Annotated in this window: 19 protein-coding genes; 8 read left to right on the plus strand and 11 right to left on the minus strand. The window is 32.3% G+C overall.

What is annotated here, in order from left to right; genetic code table 11:
• Window positions 1–27 precede the first annotated feature (27 nt).
• On the plus strand, window positions 28–807 hold the full coding sequence (locus NHF47_RS14725; protein ID WP_252765645.1) for an ABC transporter ATP-binding protein: 780 nt from the start codon (window positions 28–30) through the stop codon (window positions 805–807).
• A 74-nt stretch (window positions 808–881) separates the two neighbouring features.
• A complete protein-coding gene (locus tag NHF47_RS14730) occupies window positions 882–1646 on the plus strand; it encodes a dienelactone hydrolase family protein (protein ID WP_252765646.1) in 765 nt (254 codons plus the stop codon).
• Window positions 1647–1680: 34 nt separating this feature from the next.
• On the opposite strand, the gene NHF47_RS14735 is transcribed toward NHF47_RS14730, so the two are convergent.
• Window positions 1681–2250 (minus strand): pseudouridine synthase, encoded by a 570-nt coding sequence (locus NHF47_RS14735; RefSeq protein WP_252765647.1) that lies wholly within the window; start codon window positions 2248–2250, stop codon window positions 1681–1683.
• Window positions 2251–2352: 102 nt separating this feature from the next.
• Between NHF47_RS14735 and rmuC the strand changes: the two genes are divergently transcribed.
• The 4 genes from rmuC to NHF47_RS14755 are packed head-to-tail and all read left to right on the plus strand — an operon-like array spanning window position 2353 to window position 5706.
• Entirely contained in the window at window positions 2353–3732 is a 1380-nt protein-coding gene (gene rmuC, locus NHF47_RS14740) for a DNA recombination protein RmuC (protein WP_252765648.1), read from the plus strand.
• A 3-nt stretch (window positions 3733–3735) separates the two neighbouring features.
• The gene (locus tag NHF47_RS14745; RefSeq protein WP_252765649.1) at window positions 3736–4116 is read left to right on the plus strand and encodes a 6-phosphogluconate dehydrogenase; all 381 of its coding nucleotides are present in this window, start codon (window positions 3736–3738) and stop codon (window positions 4114–4116) included.
• Window positions 4116–5159: an isoaspartyl peptidase/L-asparaginase family protein gene (locus NHF47_RS14750; protein WP_252765650.1), complete on the plus strand. Its 1044-nt coding sequence runs from the start codon at window positions 4116–4118 to the stop codon at window positions 5157–5159. The genes NHF47_RS14745 and NHF47_RS14750 overlap by 1 nt, the downstream gene beginning before the upstream one ends.
• The gene (locus NHF47_RS14755; RefSeq protein ID WP_252765651.1) at window positions 5152–5706 is read left to right on the plus strand and encodes an acyl-CoA thioesterase; all 555 of its coding nucleotides are present in this window, start codon (window positions 5152–5154) and stop codon (window positions 5704–5706) included. Before NHF47_RS14750 ends, NHF47_RS14755 begins: the two co-directional genes overlap by 8 nt.
• Before the next feature lie 4 nt (window positions 5707–5710).
• On the opposite strand, the gene NHF47_RS14760 is transcribed toward NHF47_RS14755, so the two are convergent.
• The 5 genes from NHF47_RS14760 to NHF47_RS14780 all read right to left on the minus strand — a co-directional run bounded on the left by NHF47_RS14760 (window position 5711) and on the right by NHF47_RS14780 (window position 13947).
• Window positions 5711–6379, minus strand: coding sequence for a Crp/Fnr family transcriptional regulator (locus NHF47_RS14760; RefSeq protein ID WP_252765652.1), 669 nt, complete (start codon window positions 6377–6379; stop codon window positions 5711–5713).
• A 517-nt stretch (window positions 6380–6896) separates the two neighbouring features.
• The gene (locus NHF47_RS14765) at window positions 6897–9317 is read right to left on the minus strand and encodes a glycoside hydrolase family 31 protein (protein ID WP_252765653.1); all 2421 of its coding nucleotides are present in this window, start codon (window positions 9315–9317) and stop codon (window positions 6897–6899) included.
• Between the two features lie 48 nt (window positions 9318–9365).
• The gene (glgB, locus tag NHF47_RS14770) at window positions 9366–11273 is read right to left on the minus strand and encodes a 1,4-alpha-glucan branching protein GlgB (RefSeq protein ID WP_252765654.1); all 1908 of its coding nucleotides are present in this window, start codon (window positions 11271–11273) and stop codon (window positions 9366–9368) included.
• Window position 11274: 1 nt separating this feature from the next.
• A complete protein-coding gene (locus NHF47_RS14775; protein ID WP_252765655.1) occupies window positions 11275–12537 on the minus strand; it encodes a glucose-1-phosphate adenylyltransferase in 1263 nt (420 codons plus the stop codon).
• Between the two features lie 3 nt (window positions 12538–12540).
• Window positions 12541–13947 carry a glycogen synthase gene (locus tag NHF47_RS14780; RefSeq protein ID WP_252765656.1) on the minus strand — a complete coding sequence of 469 codons (1407 nt, stop codon included), beginning with the start codon at window positions 13945–13947 and terminating at the stop codon, window positions 12541–12543.
• A 299-nt stretch (window positions 13948–14246) separates the two neighbouring features.
• Here NHF47_RS14780 and NHF47_RS14785 point away from each other — a divergent pair, with 299 nt between their 5' ends.
• Window positions 14247–14912 (plus strand): hypothetical protein, encoded by a 666-nt coding sequence (locus tag NHF47_RS14785; RefSeq protein ID WP_252765657.1) that lies wholly within the window; start codon window positions 14247–14249, stop codon window positions 14910–14912.
• A gap of 51 nt (window positions 14913–14963) precedes the next feature.
• Here the strand turns inward: NHF47_RS14785 and NHF47_RS14790 are convergent, their stop codons facing one another.
• Window positions 14964–17228: an aconitate hydratase gene (locus NHF47_RS14790; protein WP_252765658.1), complete on the minus strand. Its 2265-nt coding sequence runs from the start codon at window positions 17226–17228 to the stop codon at window positions 14964–14966.
• A 316-nt stretch (window positions 17229–17544) separates the two neighbouring features.
• The gene (locus NHF47_RS14795; RefSeq protein WP_252765659.1) at window positions 17545–18654 is read right to left on the minus strand and encodes an acyltransferase; all 1110 of its coding nucleotides are present in this window, start codon (window positions 18652–18654) and stop codon (window positions 17545–17547) included.
• Between the two features lie 32 nt (window positions 18655–18686).
• On the opposite strand from NHF47_RS14795, the gene NHF47_RS14800 reads away from it, so the two are divergent.
• Complete coding sequence (locus NHF47_RS14800; RefSeq protein ID WP_252765660.1) at window positions 18687–19823, plus strand: hypothetical protein; 1137 nt, start codon at window positions 18687–18689, stop codon at window positions 19821–19823.
• Window positions 19824–20280: 457 nt separating this feature from the next.
• Here NHF47_RS14800 and NHF47_RS14805 read toward each other — a convergent pair whose 3' ends face one another.
• The 3 genes from NHF47_RS14805 to NHF47_RS14815 form a co-directional block, all read right to left on the minus strand.
• A complete protein-coding gene (locus tag NHF47_RS14805) occupies window positions 20281–22545 on the minus strand; it encodes an acyl-CoA dehydrogenase (protein ID WP_252765661.1) in 2265 nt (754 codons plus the stop codon).
• Window positions 22546–22698: 153 nt separating this feature from the next.
• Window positions 22699–23388, minus strand: a complete 690-nt coding sequence (locus tag NHF47_RS14810) for a hypothetical protein (protein WP_252765662.1) — start codon at window positions 23386–23388, stop codon at window positions 22699–22701.
• A 138-nt stretch (window positions 23389–23526) separates the two neighbouring features.
• Window positions 23527–24480: a MoxR family ATPase gene (locus NHF47_RS14815; RefSeq protein WP_252765663.1), complete on the minus strand. Its 954-nt coding sequence runs from the start codon at window positions 24478–24480 to the stop codon at window positions 23527–23529.
• Window positions 24481–24569: the final 89 nt, after the last annotated feature.

Consider the following 24569-nt stretch of genomic DNA (forward strand, 5'->3'; position numbering starts at 1 on the left):
TTGCAAAACAACAATTAGTCTTTTTCAATGACACCTACTGTTTTATATAGTACCAATTTATCTATCGGTTACACGCATAAAAATGAAGCTAAAACCATTATTGAATGTTGCAATATTCAGTTAGAAGCAGGCCAATTGGTAGCACTTATTGGTGCTAATGGTATAGGTAAATCCACACTATTAAAAACACTAACAGGTATTATTCCTCCTTTAAAAGGGGAAATAATATTACAGGGTAAGCCGCTAAAAAATTACAATCCCAACTTATTAGCGCAAGAATTAAGCATTGTTTTAACCGAACATTTGCCACCAAGTAATTTAACGGTTTATGAAATTGTGGCTCTTGGCAGACAACCGTATACCAATTGGTTAGGTACCTTAACAAATGAAGATAAAGAAAAAATTGATCATGCTATTGCATTAACTGGAATAGAAAGTTTTATAGACAAAAAACATTATGAAATAAGTGATGGTCAACTTCAAAAAGCTTTAATAACAAGAGCTTTAGCACAAGATACGGCTATCATTATTTTAGACGAACCTACCACACATCTCGATTTATTACATAAAGTTTCCTTAATAAAACTTTTAAAAAAACTTACTCAAGAAACGAATAAAACAATTTTATATTCTACTCATGATATTGATTTAGCCATTCAATTGTGTGATGAAATGATTGTTTTAACACCTAATAAACTAGTAAAAGATCAGCCTTGTAATTTAATTGAACAAAATGTTTTTAACGAATTGTTTCAAAATGAAGCTATTACTTTCGATAAAACGATTGGCAAATTTAAAATCATTTAGCTCTAAAATTATTTTCCTCATTTGGTAACCCAAATAACTAAAGTATTTAGTAATTTTATAAAAAAAATTAATCCATGAAAAAATATATAATTCTTGTTATCTCCCTTATTAGTTTCTCTATGAATGCTCAATTAAAATCAGTTGCCTATACTGATGGCGGTCAAAAATTAGAAGGCTTTTTTGCTAAAGCAACTGTGGCTAACCCAAAAAACATCGGAGTTATCATCTTACCTGCTTGGATGGGTATCGATGCACATGCTAAAGAGTCTGCTGAAAATTTAGCTGCATTAGGGTATCATGCTTTTGTAGCTGACATTTATGGTGTAGGCAATACACCCAGCAATACTACTGAAGCAGGAAAATTAGCTGGTTATTTTAAAAACAATTATAAAGATTACCAAAAAAGAATTCAATTGGCTATTGATCAATTGGTGAAACAAGGAGCAAATCCAGATGAAATTGCAGTTATTGGGTATTGTTTTGGTGGAACTGGAGCTTTAGAAGCAGCAAGAGGTAATTTAAAAGTAAAAGGAGTAGTTTCTTTTCACGGTGGTTTAGGAAAAGATCCCATGCGTCAAACGGAAGTCATTACTCCAAAAATATTAGTACTTCATGGAGCTGATGATCCTTATGTACCTCAAAAAGAAGTGTTAGCTTTCCAAGACGAAATGAAAATTGGAAAAGCTGTTTGGCAAATGAATATGTATTCAAATGCGGTTCATGCGTTTACCCACAAAGATTTAGATACTGATAATAGCAAAGGCGCTGCTTATAATGAATTAGCCGACAAAAGAAGTTGGCAAGCAATGAAAGATTTTTTTACAGAAATTTTCAATTAAACCATAAATATCCCTTCCAGAAGAAGGGATTTTTTTATAAAACAATTTCTTGAACTTCTTGAACAGCACCAGTTGGCATTCCTTCTAAATACATTTTTCCTACTCGAACTCGTATCAATCGCAAAGTTGGAAAACCAACAGCCGCAGTCATTTTTCTTACTTGACGAAATTTCCCTTCGGTAACCGTTATGGAAACCCAAGAAGTAGGTCCGTGTCGTTCATCTCTTATTTTTTTACCTGGTCCAATAAAAGAAGGAATCGTTTCAATTCGTTTCGCTTTACAAGGCAAGGTGGTATATTTTGAACCGTTTACGCCTATTTCTACTCCTTTTTGCAATAGTTGCACGGCTTCATCGGTAACAATACCATCCACTTGAGCATAATATTCTTTTTCAACAGTTTTACTTCGCACTTGTTCACTTACTTTTCCGTCTGTTGTAAGTAAGAGCAACCCTTCTGAATCTTCATCAAGTCTCCCTATTGCCATAGTACCTTCTGGAAAAGGATACAATTCGCCTAATAACTTCTTTTTTCTTTTCAATTCATAAATAAACTGACTCAAATAGCCATGCGGTTTATGAAGCATAAAATGTTGGTGATGCATTTTTTTGAATTTACAGCAAAAATACAGTATTCAATTTATATGAATTCTGATTTTAAAGTTGAATTAATTCCTTAAATTTACAATTGAAATTTCTTAATGTATATGTCACAAATTATTTTAGTATTAGCCGTATTTATTCTCGCTTTAGCCATAGGTTTTTACCTTGGCAAATTGCTTTCTAAAACCCAAGCTCAAGCCGAAAAATCTTCTTTAGAAGAAAGGGTTTCAGGTTTGGTAAACCAAATGGAAGAAGTAAAAAATCAATTGTTAGCCGAAAAATTACAATTTGAAAAAACTTTAGCGCAAGTTGTAAGTGAAAAAGAAAATCTTCAAAAAGAGAAAGAAGCATTAGCCATTCATTTAGCCAAAAAAGAAAACGATTTTGATAATTTATTAGAACGAAATAAAGAACAAAAACAAGAAGTAAACGAGCTTCAGGAGAAGTTTACCAAAGAATTTGAAAATTTGGCTAACAAAATCTTAGAGGAAAAAACTACAAAGTTTACAGAACAAAATAAAGAAAACTTGAAAATTATCTTGAATCCGTTACAAGAAAAAATTCAGTTGTTTGAAAAGAAAGTAGAAGACACCCATAAAGAAAGCATTGATTATCATGCCGCTTTGCGTCAACAAATTTTAGGTCTAAGAGAAATGAATGATAAAATGTCGAAAGAAACGGTTAATTTGACCAAAGCTTTAAAAGGAGATAGCAAAATGCAAGGAAATTGGGGCGAACTAGTATTAGAACGGGTTTTGGAAAAATCAGGTTTGGAAAAAGGACGTGAATATGAAGTACAACAAAGTTTTACGAGTCAAGAAGGCGGAAGAATCATGCCCGATGTGATTATCAACCTTCCAGATGGTAAAAAAATGGTCATTGACTCAAAGGTTTCTTTAACTGCTTACGAACGTTATGTAAATGAAGAAGATGAAACCGCTAAAAGTATCATTTTAAAAGAGCATGTTACTTCAGTAAAAAGACATGTTGACCAATTGAGTGATAAAAACTATCAGGATATTTACCAGATGGAAAGTCCCGATTTTGTGTTGCTTTTCATTCCAATTGAACCCGCATTCGCATTGGCACTTAATGAAGATAGCACCTTATACAACAAAGCATTTGAAAAAAACATTGTGATTGTCACACCTGCTACACTATTAGCTACTTTACGTACGATTGACAGTATGTGGACCAATCAAAAACAACAAGAAAATGCCATTGAAATTGCACGACAAGCGGGTGCTTTGTACGATAAATTTGAAGGCTTTGTATCTGATTTAATTAAAATTGGTAAAAAAATGGACGAAGCCAAATCAGAATACGGGAATGCCATGAACAAATTAGTAGACGGAAAAGGAAACCTTGTGGTGAGCGTAGAAAAACTTAAAAAAATGGGAGCCAAAGCTAAAAAAGCACTTCCAGAAAGTGTTTTGAAAAGAGCTTCAGAAAATGAAATCAATTCCATCATTGAAAACGAATAAATTATGACCACATTTAAAAAAATTATTTTTTTCAGTATTTTACTGGCAATTCTAACACTAGTTAGCTACATGACCTATATTTATTATGTTCCCTATAGTGAAGGAGTGCGTTCTGGAGAATTAATAAAAATCAGTAAAAAAGGCTACTTTGTAAAAACTTGGGAAGGCGAAATTAGTCAAGGTATTTCTGGAGCTCAAATTTTCAAGTTTTCCGTTTTAGACAATCAACAACCAGTAATTGATAGCTTAAAAAATTTACAAGGAAAGTTTGTAAAAGTGGAATATGTGGAACGTTTACGTACCTTCTTTTGGTGGGGAGACACCCGCTATTTTATTACTAAAGTAGAAAAAGAAACATCTCCTTATTTTAACAATGGTGAATAATGAAACGAATTGTATTTTTAATATTTCTAGTTGCTTTTTCCCAATGCAAATCAGGTGAAACAAATCCATCACCCACTTCAACTAACAAGATTGCCATTGTTATCCATGGTGGAGCAGGTACTATTTTAAAAGAAAATCTGACTCCAGAATTAGAACAAGAATACAAAAAAAAGCTTGAAGAAGCTGTTCGAACCGGTTACAAAATTTTACAAAATGGAGGTAGTAGTTTAGATGCTGTAGAAAAAACAATACGTGTTTTGGAAGATTCCCCTTTATTTAATGCAGGCAAAGGTGCAGTTTTTACCAACCAAGGCAAAAATGAATTGGATGCATCCATTATGGATGGCAAATCTTTAAAAGCAGGAGCTATCGCAGGAGTAACCACAGTTAAAAACCCTATTACTTTGGCACGAACTGTTATGGAAAAATCGGAACATGTACTATTAGCAAGAGAAGGAGCCGATTTTTTTGCCGCGCAAAATGGTTTAGAACTAGTAGATCCTTCCTATTTTTATGTTGAAAACAGATACCAATCTTTATTACGAGCTAAAGAAAAAGAAAAAATAGAATTAGACCACGATGACAAAGCTGAATTTTACGATCCTACAATAAAAGATTCAAAATATGGAACTGTGGGTTGTGTAGCTTTGGATAAAAATGGAAACATTGCTGCTGGAACCTCAACGGGTGGCATGACCAATAAAAAATGGGGACGTATTGGTGATGCTCCAATTATAGGTGCTGGAACCTATGCTAATAATAGCACTTGTGGTGTTTCTGCTACAGGTTGGGGCGAATTCTTTATACGCAATGTAGTCGCCTATGATATTGCTGCTTTAATGGATTATAAAAAAAGAACTTTAGAAAAAGCAAGCCAAGAAGTTATTCAGAAGAAACTGACGCAATTAGGAGGTACTGGTGGTATTATTGCTTTGGATAAAAAAGGAACTATTGTTATGGAATTCAACACGCCTGGCATGTATCGAGCAGCCATAGATAGTAACGGAAAATTAACCCTTGGGATTTATAAAGAGAATGAATAAGAAAAAAGAATCGAATACTGTTGAAGCTTCAAAAGTTACTTTAAGCGAATTGATGCTTCCTTCACATACTAATTTTAGTGGTAAAATACACGGTGGTTATTTATTACAGTTAATGGATCAAATTGCCTTTGCCAGTGCCTCTAGATATTCTGGTTGTTATTGTGTTACTGCCTCAGTAGATAAAGTTGACTTTTTAAATCCTATTGAAATTGGGGAATTGGTTACCCTAAAAGCCTCTGTAAATTATGTAGGTAACACGTCTATGGTAGTAGGCATTCGAGTGGTTTCAGAAAACATTCAAACGGGAGTTGTGAAACATTGTAATTCGAGTTATTTTACCATGGTGGCCAAAGATGAATCAGGTAAAACCACTTCGGTTCCACATTTAATTTTATCCGATTTACAAGAAGTAAGACGTTTTTTTGATGCCTTACGACGCATTGAACAAAACAAAAAAAGAATTCATCAGGAAAGTTCTTTCGATTATAAATCTAAAGCAGCTTTAGATTTACTTAAAAAGTATAATGTAATTATCGATTTACCTTAATGATTTAATGGTGCTTTTTAAGAATAATTTCTTTTCGATCAAATTGCAAGTATCCTTCCTCTTGAAGTTCGTTAATTAAAATATTTAAAGTAGGTCGAGACGTACCTATTAGAGAAGCAATTTCTCTTTGTGTAAAAGGATGTTTGATAACGGTATCTCCAGAAACTGCATTTTTATACCCATAATCCAAAGCGAGTTCATTCAAGTATTCTTTCAATCGTGTTTTAGTATCTTTAAACAATAACAATTTCAACCTGCGTTCCAATCGTTTTAGTCTAAAACCAATAAACTTATAAATTTTCAAGCTGAGTTCACGGTTTCCTCTAATTAATTCGAGCATTTCATCGGCAGCGATAGGACAAATTGTAGTGTTATTTTCGAGTGCCAATGCAAATTCGTTCCTTTTTTCTTCTCCAAGAATTGCTTTCTCCCCAAAAATTTCTCCTTTTGATAAAATTGCTGATATGACCTCCTCTCCTTCTTCGTTGATGTAACCAATTTTTATCTTACCATTACTGACAAGGTATATTTTATCAGCAGTATCGTCTTCCGTATAAATAATATCATTTTTTTTGTAATTTTTAGACGAATGACTGTGTCCTGCATCTTTATATTTGTGCGGACACATGATATTAAATAGGTTGACATCTTCAAAATACCAAATGGAACTCATTAGCAATAATTTTAGTATATCAAAAATACTGATATTATTACAATAAAAAAATGCTCCAGAGATTCTAGAGCATATTTATCATTTAATTAACTACTTTTTGGATGTTAGAGAATAGAAATCACTATCAAAGTAAGCCAACATTATTATTGGCCAAAAATAGCCTTCCATATAAATACTAAAACTAAAAAAAGCAGGATTAATAATACTAACATCAATTTAAAACTCATATAATTTGATACGGTTTTCCAAAAATCATTTTTTGCCATTTTAATTTTGTTTTAATTACATTAATTTTTAAATAAGAGCGAACTATCTTTTAGTATTCTCGGGTTATTTTTCTAATAAGGTTTTGTTTTGATTACTTCGTCAGTTCGCTTTGCTCGTGTGTAACAGCATCCCTTTATTTGTTTTGCTTTATTAAAAATTTCCAAGGCGAAACCAATAAAAAGATACAGTGAATAACGGGAGATGATACCACTTAAAGATCTATTTTATGCTTCTCAAAAAACTAATTAATTTACTCTTTCAAAGGGATTTCGCAGTATTTATTGTAAATTCTAATTTCGGTAAAATCTTTTCTAGCTCTAACAATATTGGATTGAATGGCTGAATAATCAATAATTTCATTGTCTACCTCTACTATACCTTTTTCAAAAGGCAGACCAATAATATTCAGTTCAATAATTTCATATGAGGTCGTAAATTTCCCCGATTTAAATTGTTGAATAATTAAAACGTCTTCTTTTCCAACCAAATTGAAATTGCGAATACTATAACGTCCTTTCATATAATCGTAACCGTCTTGACCATCTTCATATACCATGGAAGATTCTTTACCTAGTTTGTAATAGACATCAATTTTTAATTCGGTAATTTCTAACTCTCCTACATATTGTTGGATTGGATATTTTGGAATAATAGCCCCTTCTTTTACATAAATGGGTAAAGTATCTATATCGGCATCGACCCATTTTTCTTCTCCACCTTCAATTGATTCGTTGTTGAAAAAATTATACCATTTGCCTTTCGGAAAATACATTCTTCTTCCTTTTGAATTGGGTTCTACTATAGGACAAACTAAAATACTATCCCCATAAATAAATTCGTCATTTCGGAAATAGGTTTGCTGGTCTTCTTGGTCATAAACAACCAAAGATTTAATAATAGGCACTCCTTCTTCTATGTATTTCCAAAATGCGGTATATAAATACGGTAATAATTGATAGCGAATTTCGATAAACTTACGTACGATATCAGTAATATTAGTACCAAAAGCATACGGTTCTTGATCGCCATGATCACCAGAAGAATGGGTTCTACAAAACGGGTGAAACACTCCAAGTTGAATCCATCTTGCATACAATTCGCCATTCGGTTGTTCTGCAAAACCACCTATATCGGAACCTACAAATGAAAAACCAGAAAGGCTCATTCGTTGAGCTTGCGCATTGGCAATTTGTAAATGTTCCCAAGTTGCTACATTATCGCCTGTCCAAGTTGAAGTATAACGCTGGGTTCCCGAATAAGCCGCACGCGTAATTACAAAAGGCCGTTTTGGATAGGAAAACTTTTTCAAGCCGTGATAAGTAGCACGAGCCATTTGCATCCCATAAATGTTATGTGCTTTTCTATGGCTACAATTGGAACCATCGTAGTTGTGTCTCACATCATCTGGAAAAGATTTTCCTGGCACATCCATTACAGCTGGCTCGTTCATATCGTTCCAAACCCCTTTTACCCCAATTTCTTCAATTAGTTCTTTAAAAAGATCGGCCCACCATTCTCTCACTTTTGGATTGGTAAAATCGGGAAAATAACATTCCCCTGGCCAAACTTTTCCTTTTACATAGGGTCCATCTGCGCGTTTACAAAAATATTTATTTTCTAATCCTTCTTGGAAGACCCAATAATCTGGATCGATTTTAATTCCTGGATCTATAATAACAATAGTTTTAAAACCATCTTCGGCCAATTCGGCCACCATTCGTTTAGGATCTGGAAAATAGTCTTTATTCCAAGTAAAACAACGAAAACCATCCATATAATCGATATCGAGGTAGATGGCATCGCAAGGAATTTTAAGTTCTCTGAATTTTTGTGTAACTTCCTTTACTTTGGCTTCTGGGAAATAACTCCATTTACATTGATGGTATCCTAGTGCCCATAACGGCGGTAAATGTTTAGGACGACCTGTTAAATCGGTATAATTAGCAATTACATCATTCATTTCAGGACCATAAATAAAGTAGTAATTCATTTCGCCACCCATAGCCCAAAAACTGGTTACACTTCTTCTTTCATGGCAAAAATCGAAATAGGTTTTGAAAGTATTATCAAAGAAAATTCCGTAGGCTTTTTTAGAGTGCAAACCAATATAAAACGGTATGGCTTTATATATTGGATCGGTATCTTTTCCAAATGCATAGGAATCGGTTACCCAATTTTCAAAACGTTTTCCTTTTAAATTATTTTGACAAGGTTTGTCGCCTAAACCATAAAAACTCTCACTGGTTTCAGAATGCTTAGACATTTTCACAATATCACCGCCTAATTCATAACTTTCTTCCCAATGAAATCCTAATTCATCCTGACAAATTAAGGTTTTATCAACAGCATCATACAATACTGTTTTTAGATCTTTTTTAGAAATAACACAGATTATTTTTGAAGTACTAATTTCATAGCTTTCCGTAGTTTCGGTAATATCTAATTGATTATACCCTCTACTAGCTTGAGATGAAATAGCATAGGAAAAATCCCTACTAAAAGAACCCACAGTTGTAAATCGGAAACGCAATACACTATCTCTTATTACGGTTACTTGTAAAACAACATTGTTCGCTGTATAAAAGTAAATTTTATCAACATCTTTCTTAAAGGAAACAATTTTGTCTGGAAAAAGATTCCCTTTATGTTCTAACTCTGTATTTAAAATCATGACTTACTTTTTTTACAATCATTTATTACTATCCTCTAAAATAGCAAATTATTTATATTTATATACTGAAATTCCTAAAGGAGGCAAAGAAGTTATGAACGAAAACGTTTGATTGTGAAAGAAAAAATGCTCTGTAGTGATTTCATGCTCATTTACAGCATTACTTCCTCCATATTTGAAAGCATCACTATTAAAAATTTCTTTTAAAATTCCTTCTTTACAAACTCCAATTCTATACTTTTGAAGTGGATTCGTTGAAAAATTACAAACCACTACTAATCGATTGCTTTCATCATTGCCTTTTCTATAATACGAAATCACACTATTTTCAGTATCATCATAACTAATCCATTCAAAACCCTCCTGTGTAAAAGGAATTTCATACAACGCTTTGTTTTCTTTGTACAACAAGTTTAGATCAGCTATGTATTGTTGAAAATGGATATGAGGGAAAAAATCCAATAAATTCCAGTCGAGGCTCGATTGAAAATTCCATTCTTCATATTGCGCAATTTCATTTCCCATAAATAGTAATTTTGTGCCAGGATGTGTAAACATATACCCATACAAAACTCTTAAATTGGCAAATCGTTGCCACTCATCACCTGGCATTCTTCCAATAATTGATTTCTTTCCATAAACGACCTCATCATGGGATAACGGTAGCATAAAATTTTCACTAAAAGCATAAGTTAAGCTAAAAGTGATTTCATTTTGATGGTACTTTCGATAAATGGTATCTTTATTAAAATAATGCAACGTATCGTGCATCCAACCCATCATCCATTTCATACCAAAACCTAAACCACCCATGGATGTAGGTTTAGAAACCATTGGAAAAGCTGTCGATTCCTCAGCTATAGTTTGAACATCAGGGTAATTCCAATATACGGTTTCATTGAGCTCTTTTAAAAAGCTTATCGCTTCTAAATTTTCATTTCCACCAAAAATATTGGGTTCCCATTCTCCTTCTTTTCTAGAATAATTCAAATAAATCATAGAAGCCACAGCATCCACTCGAAGACCGTCTATGTGATATTGGTCTAACCAAAATAAAGCATTGCTAATTAAAAAGGCACGAACTTCATTTCTTCCGTAGTTAAAAATAAGGCTTTTCCAATCGGGATGGTATCCTTTTTTAAGATCAGGATGTTCATATAAACAAGACCCATCAAATCTCCCTAAACCGTGTGCGTCTTCTGGAAAATGAGAAGGTACCCAATCTAGGATTACCCCAATTCCTTCTTTGTGAAAAGCATCTACTAAATATTTAAATTCTTCGGGATACCCTAAACGAGATGTGGGTGCGAAATATCCTGTAATTTGGTAACCCCAAGAAGGGTCATAAGGATATTCCATTATCGGCATGAACTCTACATGAGTAAAGTGCATTTTTTTCACATACTTCACTAATTCATTCGCTAATTCAAAATAAGATAAGGAACGGTTTTCTTCTACTTTTCGTTTCCAAGAGGTCAAATGTACTTCATACACAGAAAATGGAGCTTGCAAATTATTCTTACTTGCTCTTTCCTGCATCCAATTTTGATCGTTCCAAACGTAGGCTTCTTCCCAAACGATAGAACCCGTTTTAGGTGGATGTTCACAACGTTTGGCAAACGGATCTGCTTTTTCAATTTTTTCAGAAGCAAGATTGGAATGAATCGCATATTTATACACACTACCTTTACCTACATGAGGTATGAATCCTTCCCAAATACCAGACGAATCCCATCGAACATTTAAAAGATGTTCTTCTTCATTCCAATAATTAAAATCACCAACAACAGAAACGCGAAAAGCATTTGGTGCCCAAACTGCAAAATAAGTTCCTTGTTCTCCATTTACATCTATTATGTGAGAACCTAGTTTTTCATACAACCGATAATGTTTACCTGATTTGAATAAATCAATATCAAATTCACTAAAGAGACTATGTACAACAACCTTCCCCATATTAAATTGTAAAGTTGGATGGAATAATCGCACCTTTTTTCACAATAACAATTCCGTCTCTAACTGTATAAGTAGGCGTATCGACATCTTCCAAATGGGGTCCACCTTCAATTTTAACATGATCACCAATACAACAGTTTTTATCTAAAATTGCATTTTTAATATAGCAGTTTTTTCCAATACCCATGTTTACAATGTTATCATCGAGAATTTCTTCTAAAGCCTGATAAAAATCACTTCCCATCATGTAGGTATTAATAACAGTGGAGCCACTTTCAATTTTAGAACGAATACCAATGACAGAATATTCAATTTTTTCTGCATTAATAATACAACCCGAAGCTACAACTGCTTTATACATTTGAGTTCCAGAAACCTTTGAAGTAGGTAACATACGAGCGTTAGTATAAATCCTTTTGGTTCTGTTGTATAAATCAAATTGTGGAAAATCATCGGCTAAACCTAAATTGGCTTTAAAGAAAGATTCAATGTTACCAATATCAGTCCAATAACCCTCAAACTGATAACTCACCACTTTATTGGTATGAATTGATTGTGGAATAATTTCTTTACCAAAATCAATGGTATCTTGGTTTTCCATTAGTTTCACTAATAAGTCGCGATTGAAAATATAAATTCCCATCGAGGCTAAATATTCTCTTCCTTCCTCTTCCATTTCTTTACTTACAGCAGATTTCCAATCGGAAAGTAAATCTTTACTTGGCTTTTCTATAAAAGAAGTAATACTATTGTTAGTATCTGTTTTCATAATACCAAAACCAGTGGCATCTTTGGCATTTACTGGAATAGTTGCTATGGAAATTTCTGCTTTCTTTTCGATATGGTTATCCAACATTAATTGGAAATCCATTTGATACAATTGGTCACCCGATAAAATTAAAAAATATTCAAAATCATGCTTTAAAAAATGGTGCATACTTTGTCTGACAGCGTCTGCCGTACCTTGGAACCATTTTTGACTCATTGGAGTTTGTTCTGCAGCTAATACATCCACAAAAGCGGAGCTAAAAAAACTAAAATGATACGTATTTTTTATATGCCTGTTTAATGAAGCCGAATTGAATTGCGTTAATACAAATATGCGTTTAAAATTGGAATTAATACAATTTGAAATAGGTACATCTACTAATCGATATTCACCAGCTATAGGAACTGCTGGTTTAGACCTGTTGTCTGTTAAAGGATACAATCGGGAACCTTGTCCACCACCTAAAATAATCGAAACGACTTTTTCTGAAAACATACGTTACTTTTTTAATTTTTTATAGAGTTGTTGGTATTTTCTAGCAGAAGCCAACCAAGAATGGTCAATCTTCATAATTTGATTTCTAATTCGCTTAACAACTAATTGATTTTCAAAAACTTGCAAACTTCGATTAATAGCAGTTTGTATCGAAGTAAGACTAACCTCTTCCATTACGATTCCAAAACCATTAGGTTCTTGATAATCAATAATTGTATCTTTTAAACCACCTACACTATTTACAATAGGAATAGTTCCATATCGTAACGAATACATTTGGTTCAAACCACAGGGTTCTACTCTAGAAGGCATCAGTAAAAAATCAGCACCCGCATAAATAACATGAGACAAAGCTTCGTTATATCCTGAAACATAGTGATATTTTCCTTTAAAAACAGTATTTAGTTGGGTTAACTCAGACTCTATTTTAGGATTCCCAGAACCTAAAATAAGAACTGACAACTCTGCATCGGATAAATAGCTGGAAAAAAATGTAGCAAATAAATCGCAACCTTTATCTTCAACAAATCGTCCTATAAATGCGATTAGGGGACGCTCTTTGTCTAAATCATAGTTTTCACACAACCAATTTTTATTGGCGCGTTTGCCTGTTGTCCAACTTGTTTTTTTATAATTCTTTTTAAGATAGCTATCCGTTTCAGGGTTCCAAACCTCTGTATCGATTCCATTTAAGATGCCAGAACATTTTGCGGATTCATGTTGCAATAATTGTTCTAATCCGTTTGCTTTTAATTTTAATTCTTCCATGTATGAAGGAGAAACCGTTGTAACTGCCCAAGCACATTTTATTGCGGCAGCCATTGGATTTATCGTTCCATTCCAGTCTAACAAACCCACTTTAGAAAAATCAAATTTTGGGATCCATTCTATATGATTATGAGAAAACCAACCTTGATATTGTGCATTGTGAATGGTAAAAACAGTGGGAATCATTTTTAAAGTATCAAACTGATAACATTGTGTCATCATAAAAGGAATTAATCCAGTATGGTGATCATGAACATGTACTATTTCAGGTTGTATTTCCCAAGTAGCAATCCATTTTAATGTAGCTATTTGAAAAGCTAGAAAACGAAGGGTGTCATTTTGGGAATATACATAATCGGTATATAGTAATTCAGGAATGTCTACTAAATAGAGAGGAAATCCAATATCGCTTTTAAGTTGTTTGATTGTAAAAGAATATTTTTTTCCGTTTAAAGGTAATTCATCATCATATAGGTTCTTAAATTGCTGATTTTGTAGAAATGGCAAATTATAAAAAGGCATGATTACTTCTGCCTTTTGATTATTTTGATTCTGAAATTTGGGTAGTGCACCTACCACATCTGCTAAACCTCCCACTTTAGCAATTGGAAAACATTCAGCTGCTACATGAATTATTGCCATTTTTTTTTGTTAAATTACAATTTTTTATTCAAAATAGAGTTAAGAAAAAGAAAATAAAAAAGGTGTTTTGCAATCAAAAATCAATTTTTAAAGTGTAAATTTTATCAATTTGTTATTATTCAATTAATTTTTAAAATTAACTTCTCTTTAGATATAAAATACTATACAATTCCTAAAGTATTTTACTACAATTTAACTATTTTCAAAAGGATATAAATTAACATTTTACACAATAAATCTATCAAAGTTTAACAAGTTTGCTTTTTAATTTTACAGGAAACAATCAAAAGCAAAAAATCATGAAAAATTGTATCTTAATTATCCTTTTTTTATTTACTACCTGCATCTATGCACAAGTAGGAATTGAAACCACTAATCCTACCGCTACTTTGGATATTAATGGTGATTTACGAATTAGAAGTACAACTTTAACAACCAATTTGACAGCAGCAAAAGATTCTATAATTGTGGTAGATAATGTAGGTAATTCAAAACGAGTATCCTCAAAAACGGTTGTAAACAGTTATCTTAAAACAGTCATTAAAGGACAGTTTTCTAGTAGTTCTTTAGTCAATTTAAATTTGCTATCCAATAGAGTAAAAATTCCGTTTGATTTTATTCAATTTGATGCCAATGCAGAATTTAATACGACAACGAATACTTTCACAGCTAAACAAGACGGTATTTATGCCATAAAAGTTCAGATTAAATCCAATTCAACAGTAGGTGTGGCGACAAATTTTGGTGTAGCCATCACCAAAAACGGAACAGTTGTAAACCGAAACAGCTTTGCTAATATAAGCGTTCTTTCAACGAATGTAACACCACCAGTAAGACAAGTGGAATCTCTGATTGAATTAACAACAGGAGACACCCTAATTTTCGAAATTGTTAGTGATTTAGTTTCTGTTTCTATTTTAGGTACCAGTGAAGATTGCTTTTTTACAATCCAGCAGATACGATAAAAAAAGCTCCAATTTTATTGGAGCTTTTGAATTTATTAAAAAAATTGAATACTATGCTTTTCCAGCAGCTATTAAGTTTAAGGCTGAACCCGCTTTAAACCATTCAATTTGACCTTCATTATACGTATGATTTGCTAAAATTACATCTTTAGTTCCATCAGCGTGAACGAATTCAATAGTTAATGGTTTTCCAGGTGCAAATTCAGTTAAATCTAAGAAGTTAATCGTATCATCTTCTTGAATTTTATCATAATCGGCCTCATTAGCAAATGTTAAGCCTAACATCCCTTGTTTTTTAAGGTTTGTTTCATGAATACGTGCAAAAGATTTTACTAATACAGCCTTAACACCTAAGAAACGAGGTTCCATAGCAGCGTGCTCACGAGAAGAACCTTCTCCATAATTGTGATCTCCTACCACAATTGATGGAACACCAGCAGCTTTATAGGCTCTTTGTACTGCAGGAACTGCATCATAACCTCCTGTTAATTGATTTTTAACTTTATTTGTTTCCTGATTGTATGCATTTACAGCACCAATTAACATATTGTTAGAAATATTATCTAAATGTCCTCTGAAACGCAACCAAGGTCCAGCCATTGAAATGTGGTCTGTAGTACATTTACCAAATGCTTTAATTAATAATTTAGCACCCGTAATATTTTGACCGTCCCAAGGAGCAAATGGAGCTAGTAATTGTAAACGTTCAGATGTTGGAGAAACTACGACTTCAACATTTGAACCATCTTCAGCAGGAGCTTGAAAACCAGCATCTTCCACATCAAAACCTTTATTTGGTAATTCATCCCCTTTTGGTGGATTTAATTTTACTTCTTCTCCTTTATCGTTTACCAATGTATCTGTTAATGGATTGAAATCTAATCTTCCTGAAATAGCTAATGCAGCAACCATTTCTGGAGAAGTTACAAAAGCATGTGTATTTGGATTACCGTCAGCACGTTTAGAGAAGTTTCTATTAAACGAGTGAACAATTGTATTTTTTTCTTCTTTATCAGCACCTTCTCTATCCCATTGTCCGATACATGGTCCACAAGCATTCGTAAATACTTTTGTACCCATTTTCTCAAAAGTTGCGATAATACCATCTCTTTCGATAGTGTAACGAATTTGCTCTGAACCAGGATTGATACCAAATTCAGCTTTTGGAGAAATACCATGAGCAACCGCTTGTTCTACTATTGAAGCAGCACGGGTCATATCTTCGTAAGATGAATTAGTACAAGAGCCGATTAATCCCCACTCTACTTTTATTGGCCAACCATTAGCTGCAGCTTCTTCTTTCATTTTAGAAACTGGTGTTCCTCTATCTGGGGTAAATGGTCCGTTAATATGTGGTTCTAATTCTGACAAGTTGATTTCAATTAATTGATCGAAATATTGAGCAGGATCAGCATATACTTCTTTATCAGCTGTTAAATATGCAGCAACTTTATCCGCAGCTTTAACCACATCTTGACGATCTGTAGCGTTTAGATAACGACGCATTGAATCATCATATCCGAAAGTAGAAGTTGTAGCGCCTATTTCTGCACCCATATTACAGATAGTACCTTTACCTGTACACGACATTGATTCTGCGCCTTCTCCAAAATATTCAACAATAGCACCAGTTCCTCCTTTAACAGTAAGAATATCAGCCACCTTAAGAATAACATCTTTAGGAGCAGTCCAACCGTTTAATTTTCCCGTTAATTTTACTCCAATCAATTTTGGAAATTTCAATTCCCAAGACATTCCAGCCATTACATCTACAGCATCAGCTCCACCAACACCAATTGCTAGCATACCTAATCCTCCTGCATTTACTGTGTGAGAATCAGTACCAATCATCATTCCTCCTGGAAAAGCATAATTTTCTAAAACAATTTGATGAATAATTCCAGAACCTGGTTTCCAAAAACCAATTCCATATTTATTAGAAACGGAAGATAAAAAATCGAAAACTTCGCTAGATTGTGATTTTGCTCTTGACAAATCTGCCTCAGCACCAACCTTTGCTTGAATTAAGTGATCACAGTGAACTGTTGTTGGGACAGCTACGTTTTTTTTACCTGCATGCATAAATTGTAATAAGGCCATTTGTGCAGTCGCATCTTGACAAGCTACTCTATCTGGTGCAAAATCAACATAATCTTTTCCTCTTGTGTACGCTTGTGTAGGCATTTTCTCCCACAAATGCGAATATAAAATTTTCTCAGATAATGTAAGTGGACGACCCACAAGCTCACGCGCTTTATCCACACGTTCTGCCATTGTAGCGTACACTTTTTCAATCATTTCAATATCAAAAGCCATACTAGTATAATTATTTTTTGTTAGTTTTTAAAAGTGACACAAATTTAGTGAATCTTAACGAGATTTAAAAATTTTTAATAAAACCTTAATTTCTACTAAATATTATTCTCAATTACGCATTTTTAATGATGAAAATTCAAAAAAAATAATTTTTTATAGTATTTTTTACTAAATTCTTAATTTAAGAAACAAAAATTATTAAATTATCAAAATTACTAAAACGTTATCGTACTAGATTTAAGCAAAAAATAAGAATTTACAATTGCAATTTTTTATTTGGCTTATAAAAAATGTAACTTTAGAATGCTAATAACACTTATTTATCTCTTAATTGCATCAAAGGTTTTTCATAAAAACGATATAAAAAATAAGAAAAAACAAACGTCCCTAAAAAATATAGTACAATAACAAGAATATTTGAAAGAATAATATATTTGTCATAAAGCATTTTTTTAAGAATTACAGTAATAATACTATAATGCAATAAATACATACTATAAGATATTTTACTGATACCCGTAAAGATTTTAGAAATTTTAAAGTTGGCCTTTTCCCAGTAAATAAAAACAGGCAAACCCATAGCAAAAGTAAAAGCACAAAATGTAAAATAAAAAACTCTAAAATATAAGGGTTGGGTATGAATATCAAATCCATATACATTAAATACTACAAATTGTAGAAAATACAAATGAACTGCAATAATAAATAGATAAACACTATATTTTTTAAGAAGATTTCCATAATAATAATGAATCCAAGCCACTAAAAAACCAATTATTATAGCATCCACACGATAAATTACAATTAACTTCAATTGGGTATTCCATTGATCCATATCGTTTATGGAACTATTTAAATAATAGAAATAGCGCACTCCATTAAAAAAAAACAACAGTAAAAGTGTTATAAGTAAAAAACTTATCTTTCTATTATAATTCCAAATTTTCCCAACTATAAACAATATTACTGGAGACAAAATATACGTAAATTCTTCAATAGACAAACTCCAAGATTCACTAAAAATGGTAATATAATACGCTGAAAAATTTTGAAGAAAGAAAAAATACCTCCATATATTTTCAAGAGAATAGCCCATAAATAGTGCAAGGATTATATTGAGAAACAATACTAAATAATACGATGGTAGTGTCCGAAACCATCTTCTTTTTAGAAATACAAAAAGATCTTTTTTTGTAAAATTGTGCTCTACATAATTTTTTAATAAAATGGAACCAATAAGAAAACCACTTAAAACAAAAAACAACTCAACACCTGTAAATCCAATTAAACCACTTAAAGCTATAATGGAAGGATGATTAAGATCAATTAAATAATACACATGAGAAAATAACACCAATATAATAGCTAGTGCTCTAACAACATCTAAACCAAAAATTCTTTGCTTGTTTTTCGATTGTATACTCATTTCACTTATTTTTGTTGTTATTCTTTTATAAAATGATAATAAAATCAAAGATATATAAATATTTAGCCTTTACTTTTATTTTTTCAAGCGTTTTTGGGATTACCGTTTATTCTTTTTTATCCACTCGTCATCAAGCGATACTAAAAACGAAACTATTATATACTTTTGGATTGGTAGACAGTAATTGGAAAGTTGAGAAACAGGAGAACGAATACAAAATGCATTCTCCTACTTTTTTAATAGATGCGATTTATAAATCTATGGAAGGTCCAAAATCATCCAGATATATTCAACTAAGCCAAGAGAATGATTTACTTTGGATTACTGGTTTTGAAGTGAGCGCTATTGATGCCCAAACGAATGAACCTATTTCTAAAGATTTCATTTGTCATATGAATGTGGATTTAAACGATGTGAATTATTACACCCAATGGCACTTAGAAGATCGTATTGGTAAACAATATCCTAGACTCACATCTTTATCTAATGGATTTGAAAAATACAAATATCCAGAAGGCTTTGGAATACCCATTAAAGGCAATGACTACCTCTATATCACTTCTCAAGCACTAAATCATAACTTTCCTTCCATTTTCATAAAAATAAAACATGAAATTTTAATTTCGCATGAAAAATATGATGGATCGCAAAAACCATTATTAAGTAAAACCGTTTATATACAATTACCCTACAATAAAAATAATCCTTTTGAAGAGCCTTTAGATCCGGGAACCAATCAATGTATTCCCGTAGAAACAAAAAATCACAGTTACATGGATAAAGAAGGGAATATGCTTTCAGGTCATTGGGTCATTCCCAAAGGGAAAAACACCTATAGAAGCAATATATCTGAACAATTAGACTTAAAAGATAGTCTTAGCTTGCATTTTTCAGCTATACATGTACATCCTTTTGCAACTTCTATTGCCTTATATGATAGAACTGCTCAAAAAAATGTATTTCAAAGTCCGATTTCGAATTATAAAAACAAAACAGGGTTACTTGAAGTTACACCTTTTAGTTCCAGAGAAGGAGTATGGCTTTATAAAAATCATGATTACGAACTCGTTTTAGAAGTTGATAATACCTCATCGACCCATCAAGATATGATGGGAAGCATGTTTTTGTTTTTTTACGATAAAGAATTGGATGAAAAAATTAAACAATAGATTTTCCAGTGCTTACAAACTATTTTTTAACTTTTTTGCATTGGTAAAACTAAAAATTGCTCCAATTATAAAAATAAAACCTATTGTTGTTAAAAACCATGTAAGACCCTCTGTAGTAATACCGAAAACAATAAAAACCAATCCAAAACCTAAATAAATAAAGGCAGCCTTCTGATGATTCTTAGATGCAAAATTTAGATTTTCTTTATTTTTATTTATTAATAAATTAATTTGATTAACTTCATCTATACAAGAAGAAGTACAAGCAATTCCATTCTTGACTTAAGTTAAACAATCTTCACAAATACCTTTACTACAATTTTTACAAATACCGAGTGCCTCTTTATGTGTATGGTTAAAACATTTCATATTTTCATTTTTTATTTAGCTAATCTAAACTAAATTTTACAATTAAATAAAATATCCATTTCTTTTTAGACCAACACAATCTAAAAAATTAGTTTTGAAAAACAATAGGTGCTGCCAAACAGCTATCAGGAATTGCAAAGGCATCCACAAGACCAACCGCATTTGGACGAATTTCCCAACACAATTGATTTACCATTTTTCGAATAGCTTTTGTTTTCACTGGTTCCATATACCCTTCCTCTAAATACCAAGCCTTATTTTTCTCAATTACTGAAAGCGCAAACAATTGGGCCAACTGTTTCAAAACAGCTTGTATTGCTTGATCTTGAACTTGAGAAATTTTCTCATGAAATTGCTCCAAAAGTATTCTTTCTAGATAGGCTTGAGCGACTTCAATCATATGATGTTGCACTACATTAAAAGCATCGTAAGGTTCTAGTCCTTCATCGATTAATCTTTTTATTCGTTTAGCGGCAGAAGCTAAAATCGTTTTTTCTCGATATTGAAATGCCTGTAAATGAAATTCAAAATCCAATAAATGAGCAGCTTCGGTGGTTCGTGTAACAATTGGATTTTTTTCAGAGAGTGCCGTCTTTGCATTTTCAAAAACATAATTGATTATTCCTAAAGAATTCATTTTACCAAATTCTTTTCTAAATTCTGACAATCGGTTTTTAGCCACTAACTGCATTAAAACTGTATTATCCCCTTCAAAAGTAGTATAGATTTCAGTATCGTTTTTTAAATCATCAATTCTATTCTCCGACAAATAACCTTTCCCTCCACATGCTTCTCTACATTCTTGTAAGATAGCCGTTGTACTCCATGTAGAATAGGCTTTTAAACCCGCGGCCAAAGCTTCAATTTCTTGCATTTCTTCTTCGTTTTTCTCTAAAAAGCGACGGGTCAAATAGTGCAATCCAAAATGAGTCGCATAAATGGTAGCCAAATGCGGAAATAATCTTCGTTGGTGCATACGATAATTTAAAATAGGAACTTCCGACCCTCCATCTGGACCAAATTGTCGTCTTTGATCAGCATATTTAATAGCAATAGTTATTCCTGACTTGGCAGCAGACAAAGCAGATCTTGGAATACCAATACGTCCACCTACCAAAGTTCCTAACATCGTAAAAAAACGTCGATTATCACTTGGAATAGGACTTTCAAATGCTCCATTTTCATTTACAGAAGCAAAACGATCTAACATATTTTCTTTTGGAATTATCACTTGATCAAAACGAATCGTTCCATTATCAACTCCATTTAATCCCATCTTGTGACCACAATCGCCAATGGTAACCCCTTTTACCATATTTCCAACACTGTCTCTTAAAGGCACAATAAAAGCATTTACACCATAATCATGATCATCAATTATCAATTTAGCAAATACCGTAGCCATTTGACCATGTAAAGCTGCATTACCTATATATTCCTTCTGAGCCTTCGGATGTGGTGTATGAATACTAAAAGTTTTGTCTTTATGATTATATGTTGCAGTCGTTTCTAATCCTTTCACATTGGAGCCGTGATGTGTTTCTGTCATCGCAAAACAACCTGGTAAAGTCAAGTCTCCAATATTTTTTAAATATTTTTCATAATGCTTTTTGGTTCCTAAAGAATAGACACTCATACCCCACAATCCAAATTGAACTCCAAATTTAATAACCAAACTTAAATCGTGATAACTTAAGGTTTCCATAATCGCAAAATAGGCTTCAATGTCATTTCCACCTCCATATTCTTTAGGATAGGCTTTATTTCCGAAATTTTCTTTAGCCAAAATTTTACACCAATCGTAAACTTTATTTCGGTATGCAGTAATATCTTGTCCATATTCATAAGCAAATTCAGGTCTTGAAATTACAGTTTTTACCTTGTTGATAATACCTACTTGATTTCCATCAAGAACAGTAGTAAGTTTAGTTACATCAAACTGTGAAAGGGTATTATTTTTAGAAGTAAAAGTATCTACTGTTGTTTTAAATGTACTAATTACTTCTTCACTTAAATAGCCTAAATCATTCTCAATCTTTAAAAAATAAGGTTTTAACGAAACAATTTGTGCTTCATTATTGGAAAGCATTTTGGCAACATCAAAACTAGATGCTATAGATGGATTTTTTAAAATACTTTTTCGAATTTTTTCATTCCAATTAGAAATAGTTTCACGAGAAGGTGGATTGGATCGATCTATATTCGATAAAAGATACTCTTTTTCTTCTTGGTTTAACCAATCTTGATTTTTAATAAAAGAAGCAAGGGTTTGAAACTCTTTTATAGTTAGAAGATCATCGGACCAAACCAAATAAAAAAGAGGTATAAAAGCTTGTAATTTTGGACTAACCATATCTAAAAAAATTAGAAATTATATGTTACATCTTGTAAATCTCTAATTTACTAAAAATACAGGCTTTCCCATTTTAATTTTTTATAATATATTGTTAAAAACGAAGCAAGAAAGTTACTAGTAGTTTGCTTTTACAATGCAATGGTATTACAATTAGTAATCAAAGTTATCATACTCTCGAACCATATCTTCCGGACAGTGATTCACTACCAAATTAAAATGAGTTACTTTATCCATTGGAATAACATATCTTTCTTCAACAATAGTATCATGACTATATTTCAATTGATATACATCTTTAGTAGCACTAGGTTGAATTGAAAAATCAAAGGAAATAACTGTGTTGTTTTCCGACAAAGTATGTAAAGTCGCATTAAATGTAGTGTCATTTGAAGTGATTACCTGATGTAGCAATGCTACTTCAGGTTCTAACTGATGGAAGAAATACAGGGCTTCGTCTGTAATTACAAAGCTTTCTGTATTTCCATTACAAGGTCGATAAATTAAAAATTCACCATTTAATTTTTCAATCGTTATCCATTTTCTTGGAAAATTAGAAATCTTTTGCTTTTGCAAAGGGTACTTTTTAGTAATCAGATTTAGAACATCAGAAAAGTCCTCTTGTTGAAGATTCGGATTCCAATCTAAATAACTTTGATAAAACTGCGAAGTTCTCGTAGTATCTATGAACAGTTGTTGTTTAGACAAATCCAATCTTTTAGGATCGTTCTTTTCTAAAACAGTATCTATTTCTTCGTAATTCTCATTACCATTAGAGTACTTTTCGTTAGTTACATAATGCCTTGAATTTTCTTTACAAGCCAATAGAACAAGTAACCCCAAAAGGATTATATTTTTTAAAAATTTACACGTAATCATGGAATCAATTACATTTCAAGAGTAATATAAAATTAGTAACAGGTAAATAGTAGGTGAAGTTCAGAAACTTTAAACAATTTTCTATTTTTTTATACAAATCAATTAAAACAGCTTTTTAATTATTTCCTCGTCTGAAATTCCTTCTGCATCTGCTTTATAATTTTTAACAATACGATGACGCAAAATACCAGTTGCAACAGCTTGAACATCTTCTATATCGGGAGAGAATTTGCCTTTTAAAGCGGCTTGGGTCTTAGCTGCTAGAATTAAATTTTGTGAAGCTCTTGGCCCGGCACCCCAATCAATATAGGTTTTTACAAAATCATTAGTTAATGGATTATCAGGTCTCGTTTTGCTTACCAAAGTAACTGCATATTCAATTACATTATCAGGAACGGGTATCTTACGTATTACATTTTGAAAATCAATAATCTCTTTTGCTGTAAATAGTGGATTTACTTCAGGTTTAAAATCAGTTGTAGTTGCTTTAACCACGTTTACTTCTTCTTCGAAAGTAGGATATTCCAATTTAATTGCAAACATGAAACGGTCTAACTGAGCTTCTGGCAAAGGATACGTTCCTTCTTGTTCAATAGGGTTTTGAGTTGCTAAGACAAAATAAGGCAAATCTAATTTATAATTATGTCCTGCAACAGTAACCGCTCTTTCCTGCATAGCTTCTAATAGAGCAGCTTGTGTTTTAGGTGGTGTACGATTAATTTCATCTGCCAAAATAATATTTGAAAAAACAGGTCCTTTTATAAATTTAAACTGACGGTTTTCATCTAAAATTTCACTTCCTAATATATCCGAAGGCATTAAATCGGGTGTAAACTGAATGCGTTTAAAATCTAATCCTAATGCTTTTGAAATCGTATTAACCATTAAAGTTTTAGCAAGACCTGGCACACCAATTAACAAAGCATGACCTCCAGCAAAAATGCTTAATACAATTTGGTTTATGACTTCATCTTGTCCAACTATAACTTTTGCAATTTCTTGTTTTAACGCTTTTTGTTTTTCTACCAGTTGTTGAATGGTTGCTACATCTGACATATATGGAATACGAATTTAAATGTTATCTTATGGGTTACTAATGTAAGAAAAAATACTTATAAATATAAAAGACTTTTACAGTTTAGCTT

It is taken from the genome of Flavobacterium sp. NRK F7 (assembly GCF_024054195.1).
Lineage (GTDB): Bacteria > Bacteroidota > Bacteroidia > Flavobacteriales > Flavobacteriaceae > Flavobacterium.

Coding starts and splice junctions, on each gene's coding strand:
- NHF47_RS14725 (WP_252765645.1), top strand. CDS start 28: ATGACACCTACTGTTTTATATAGTACCAATTTATCTATCGGTTACACG.
- NHF47_RS14730 (WP_252765646.1), top strand. CDS start 882: ATGAAAAAATATATAATTCTTGTTATCTCCCTTATTAGTTTCTCTATG.
- NHF47_RS14735 (WP_252765647.1), bottom strand. CDS start 2,250: ATGCATCACCAACATTTTATGCTTCATAAACCGCATGGCTATTTGAGT.
- rmuC (WP_252765648.1), top strand. CDS start 2,353: ATGTCACAAATTATTTTAGTATTAGCCGTATTTATTCTCGCTTTAGCC.
- NHF47_RS14745 (WP_252765649.1), top strand. CDS start 3,736: ATGACCACATTTAAAAAAATTATTTTTTTCAGTATTTTACTGGCAATT.
- NHF47_RS14750 (WP_252765650.1), top strand. CDS start 4,116: ATGAAACGAATTGTATTTTTAATATTTCTAGTTGCTTTTTCCCAATGC.
- NHF47_RS14755 (WP_252765651.1), top strand. CDS start 5,152: ATGAATAAGAAAAAAGAATCGAATACTGTTGAAGCTTCAAAAGTTACT.
- NHF47_RS14760 (WP_252765652.1), bottom strand. CDS start 6,379: ATGAGTTCCATTTGGTATTTTGAAGATGTCAACCTATTTAATATCATG.
- NHF47_RS14765 (WP_252765653.1), bottom strand. CDS start 9,317: ATGATTTTAAATACAGAGTTAGAACATAAAGGGAATCTTTTTCCAGAC.
- glgB (WP_252765654.1), bottom strand. CDS start 11,273: ATGGGGAAGGTTGTTGTACATAGTCTCTTTAGTGAATTTGATATTGAT.
- NHF47_RS14775 (WP_252765655.1), bottom strand. CDS start 12,537: ATGTTTTCAGAAAAAGTCGTTTCGATTATTTTAGGTGGTGGACAAGGT.
- NHF47_RS14780 (WP_252765656.1), bottom strand. CDS start 13,947: ATGGCAATAATTCATGTAGCAGCTGAATGTTTTCCAATTGCTAAAGTG.
- NHF47_RS14785 (WP_252765657.1), top strand. CDS start 14,247: ATGAAAAATTGTATCTTAATTATCCTTTTTTTATTTACTACCTGCATC.
- NHF47_RS14790 (WP_252765658.1), bottom strand. CDS start 17,228: ATGGCTTTTGATATTGAAATGATTGAAAAAGTGTACGCTACAATGGCA.
- NHF47_RS14795 (WP_252765659.1), bottom strand. CDS start 18,654: ATGAGTATACAATCGAAAAACAAGCAAAGAATTTTTGGTTTAGATGTT.
- NHF47_RS14800 (WP_252765660.1), top strand. CDS start 18,687: ATGATAATAAAATCAAAGATATATAAATATTTAGCCTTTACTTTTATT.
- NHF47_RS14805 (WP_252765661.1), bottom strand. CDS start 22,545: ATGGTTAGTCCAAAATTACAAGCTTTTATACCTCTTTTTTATTTGGTT.
- NHF47_RS14815 (WP_252765663.1), bottom strand. CDS start 24,480: ATGTCAGATGTAGCAACCATTCAACAACTGGTAGAAAAACAAAAAGCG.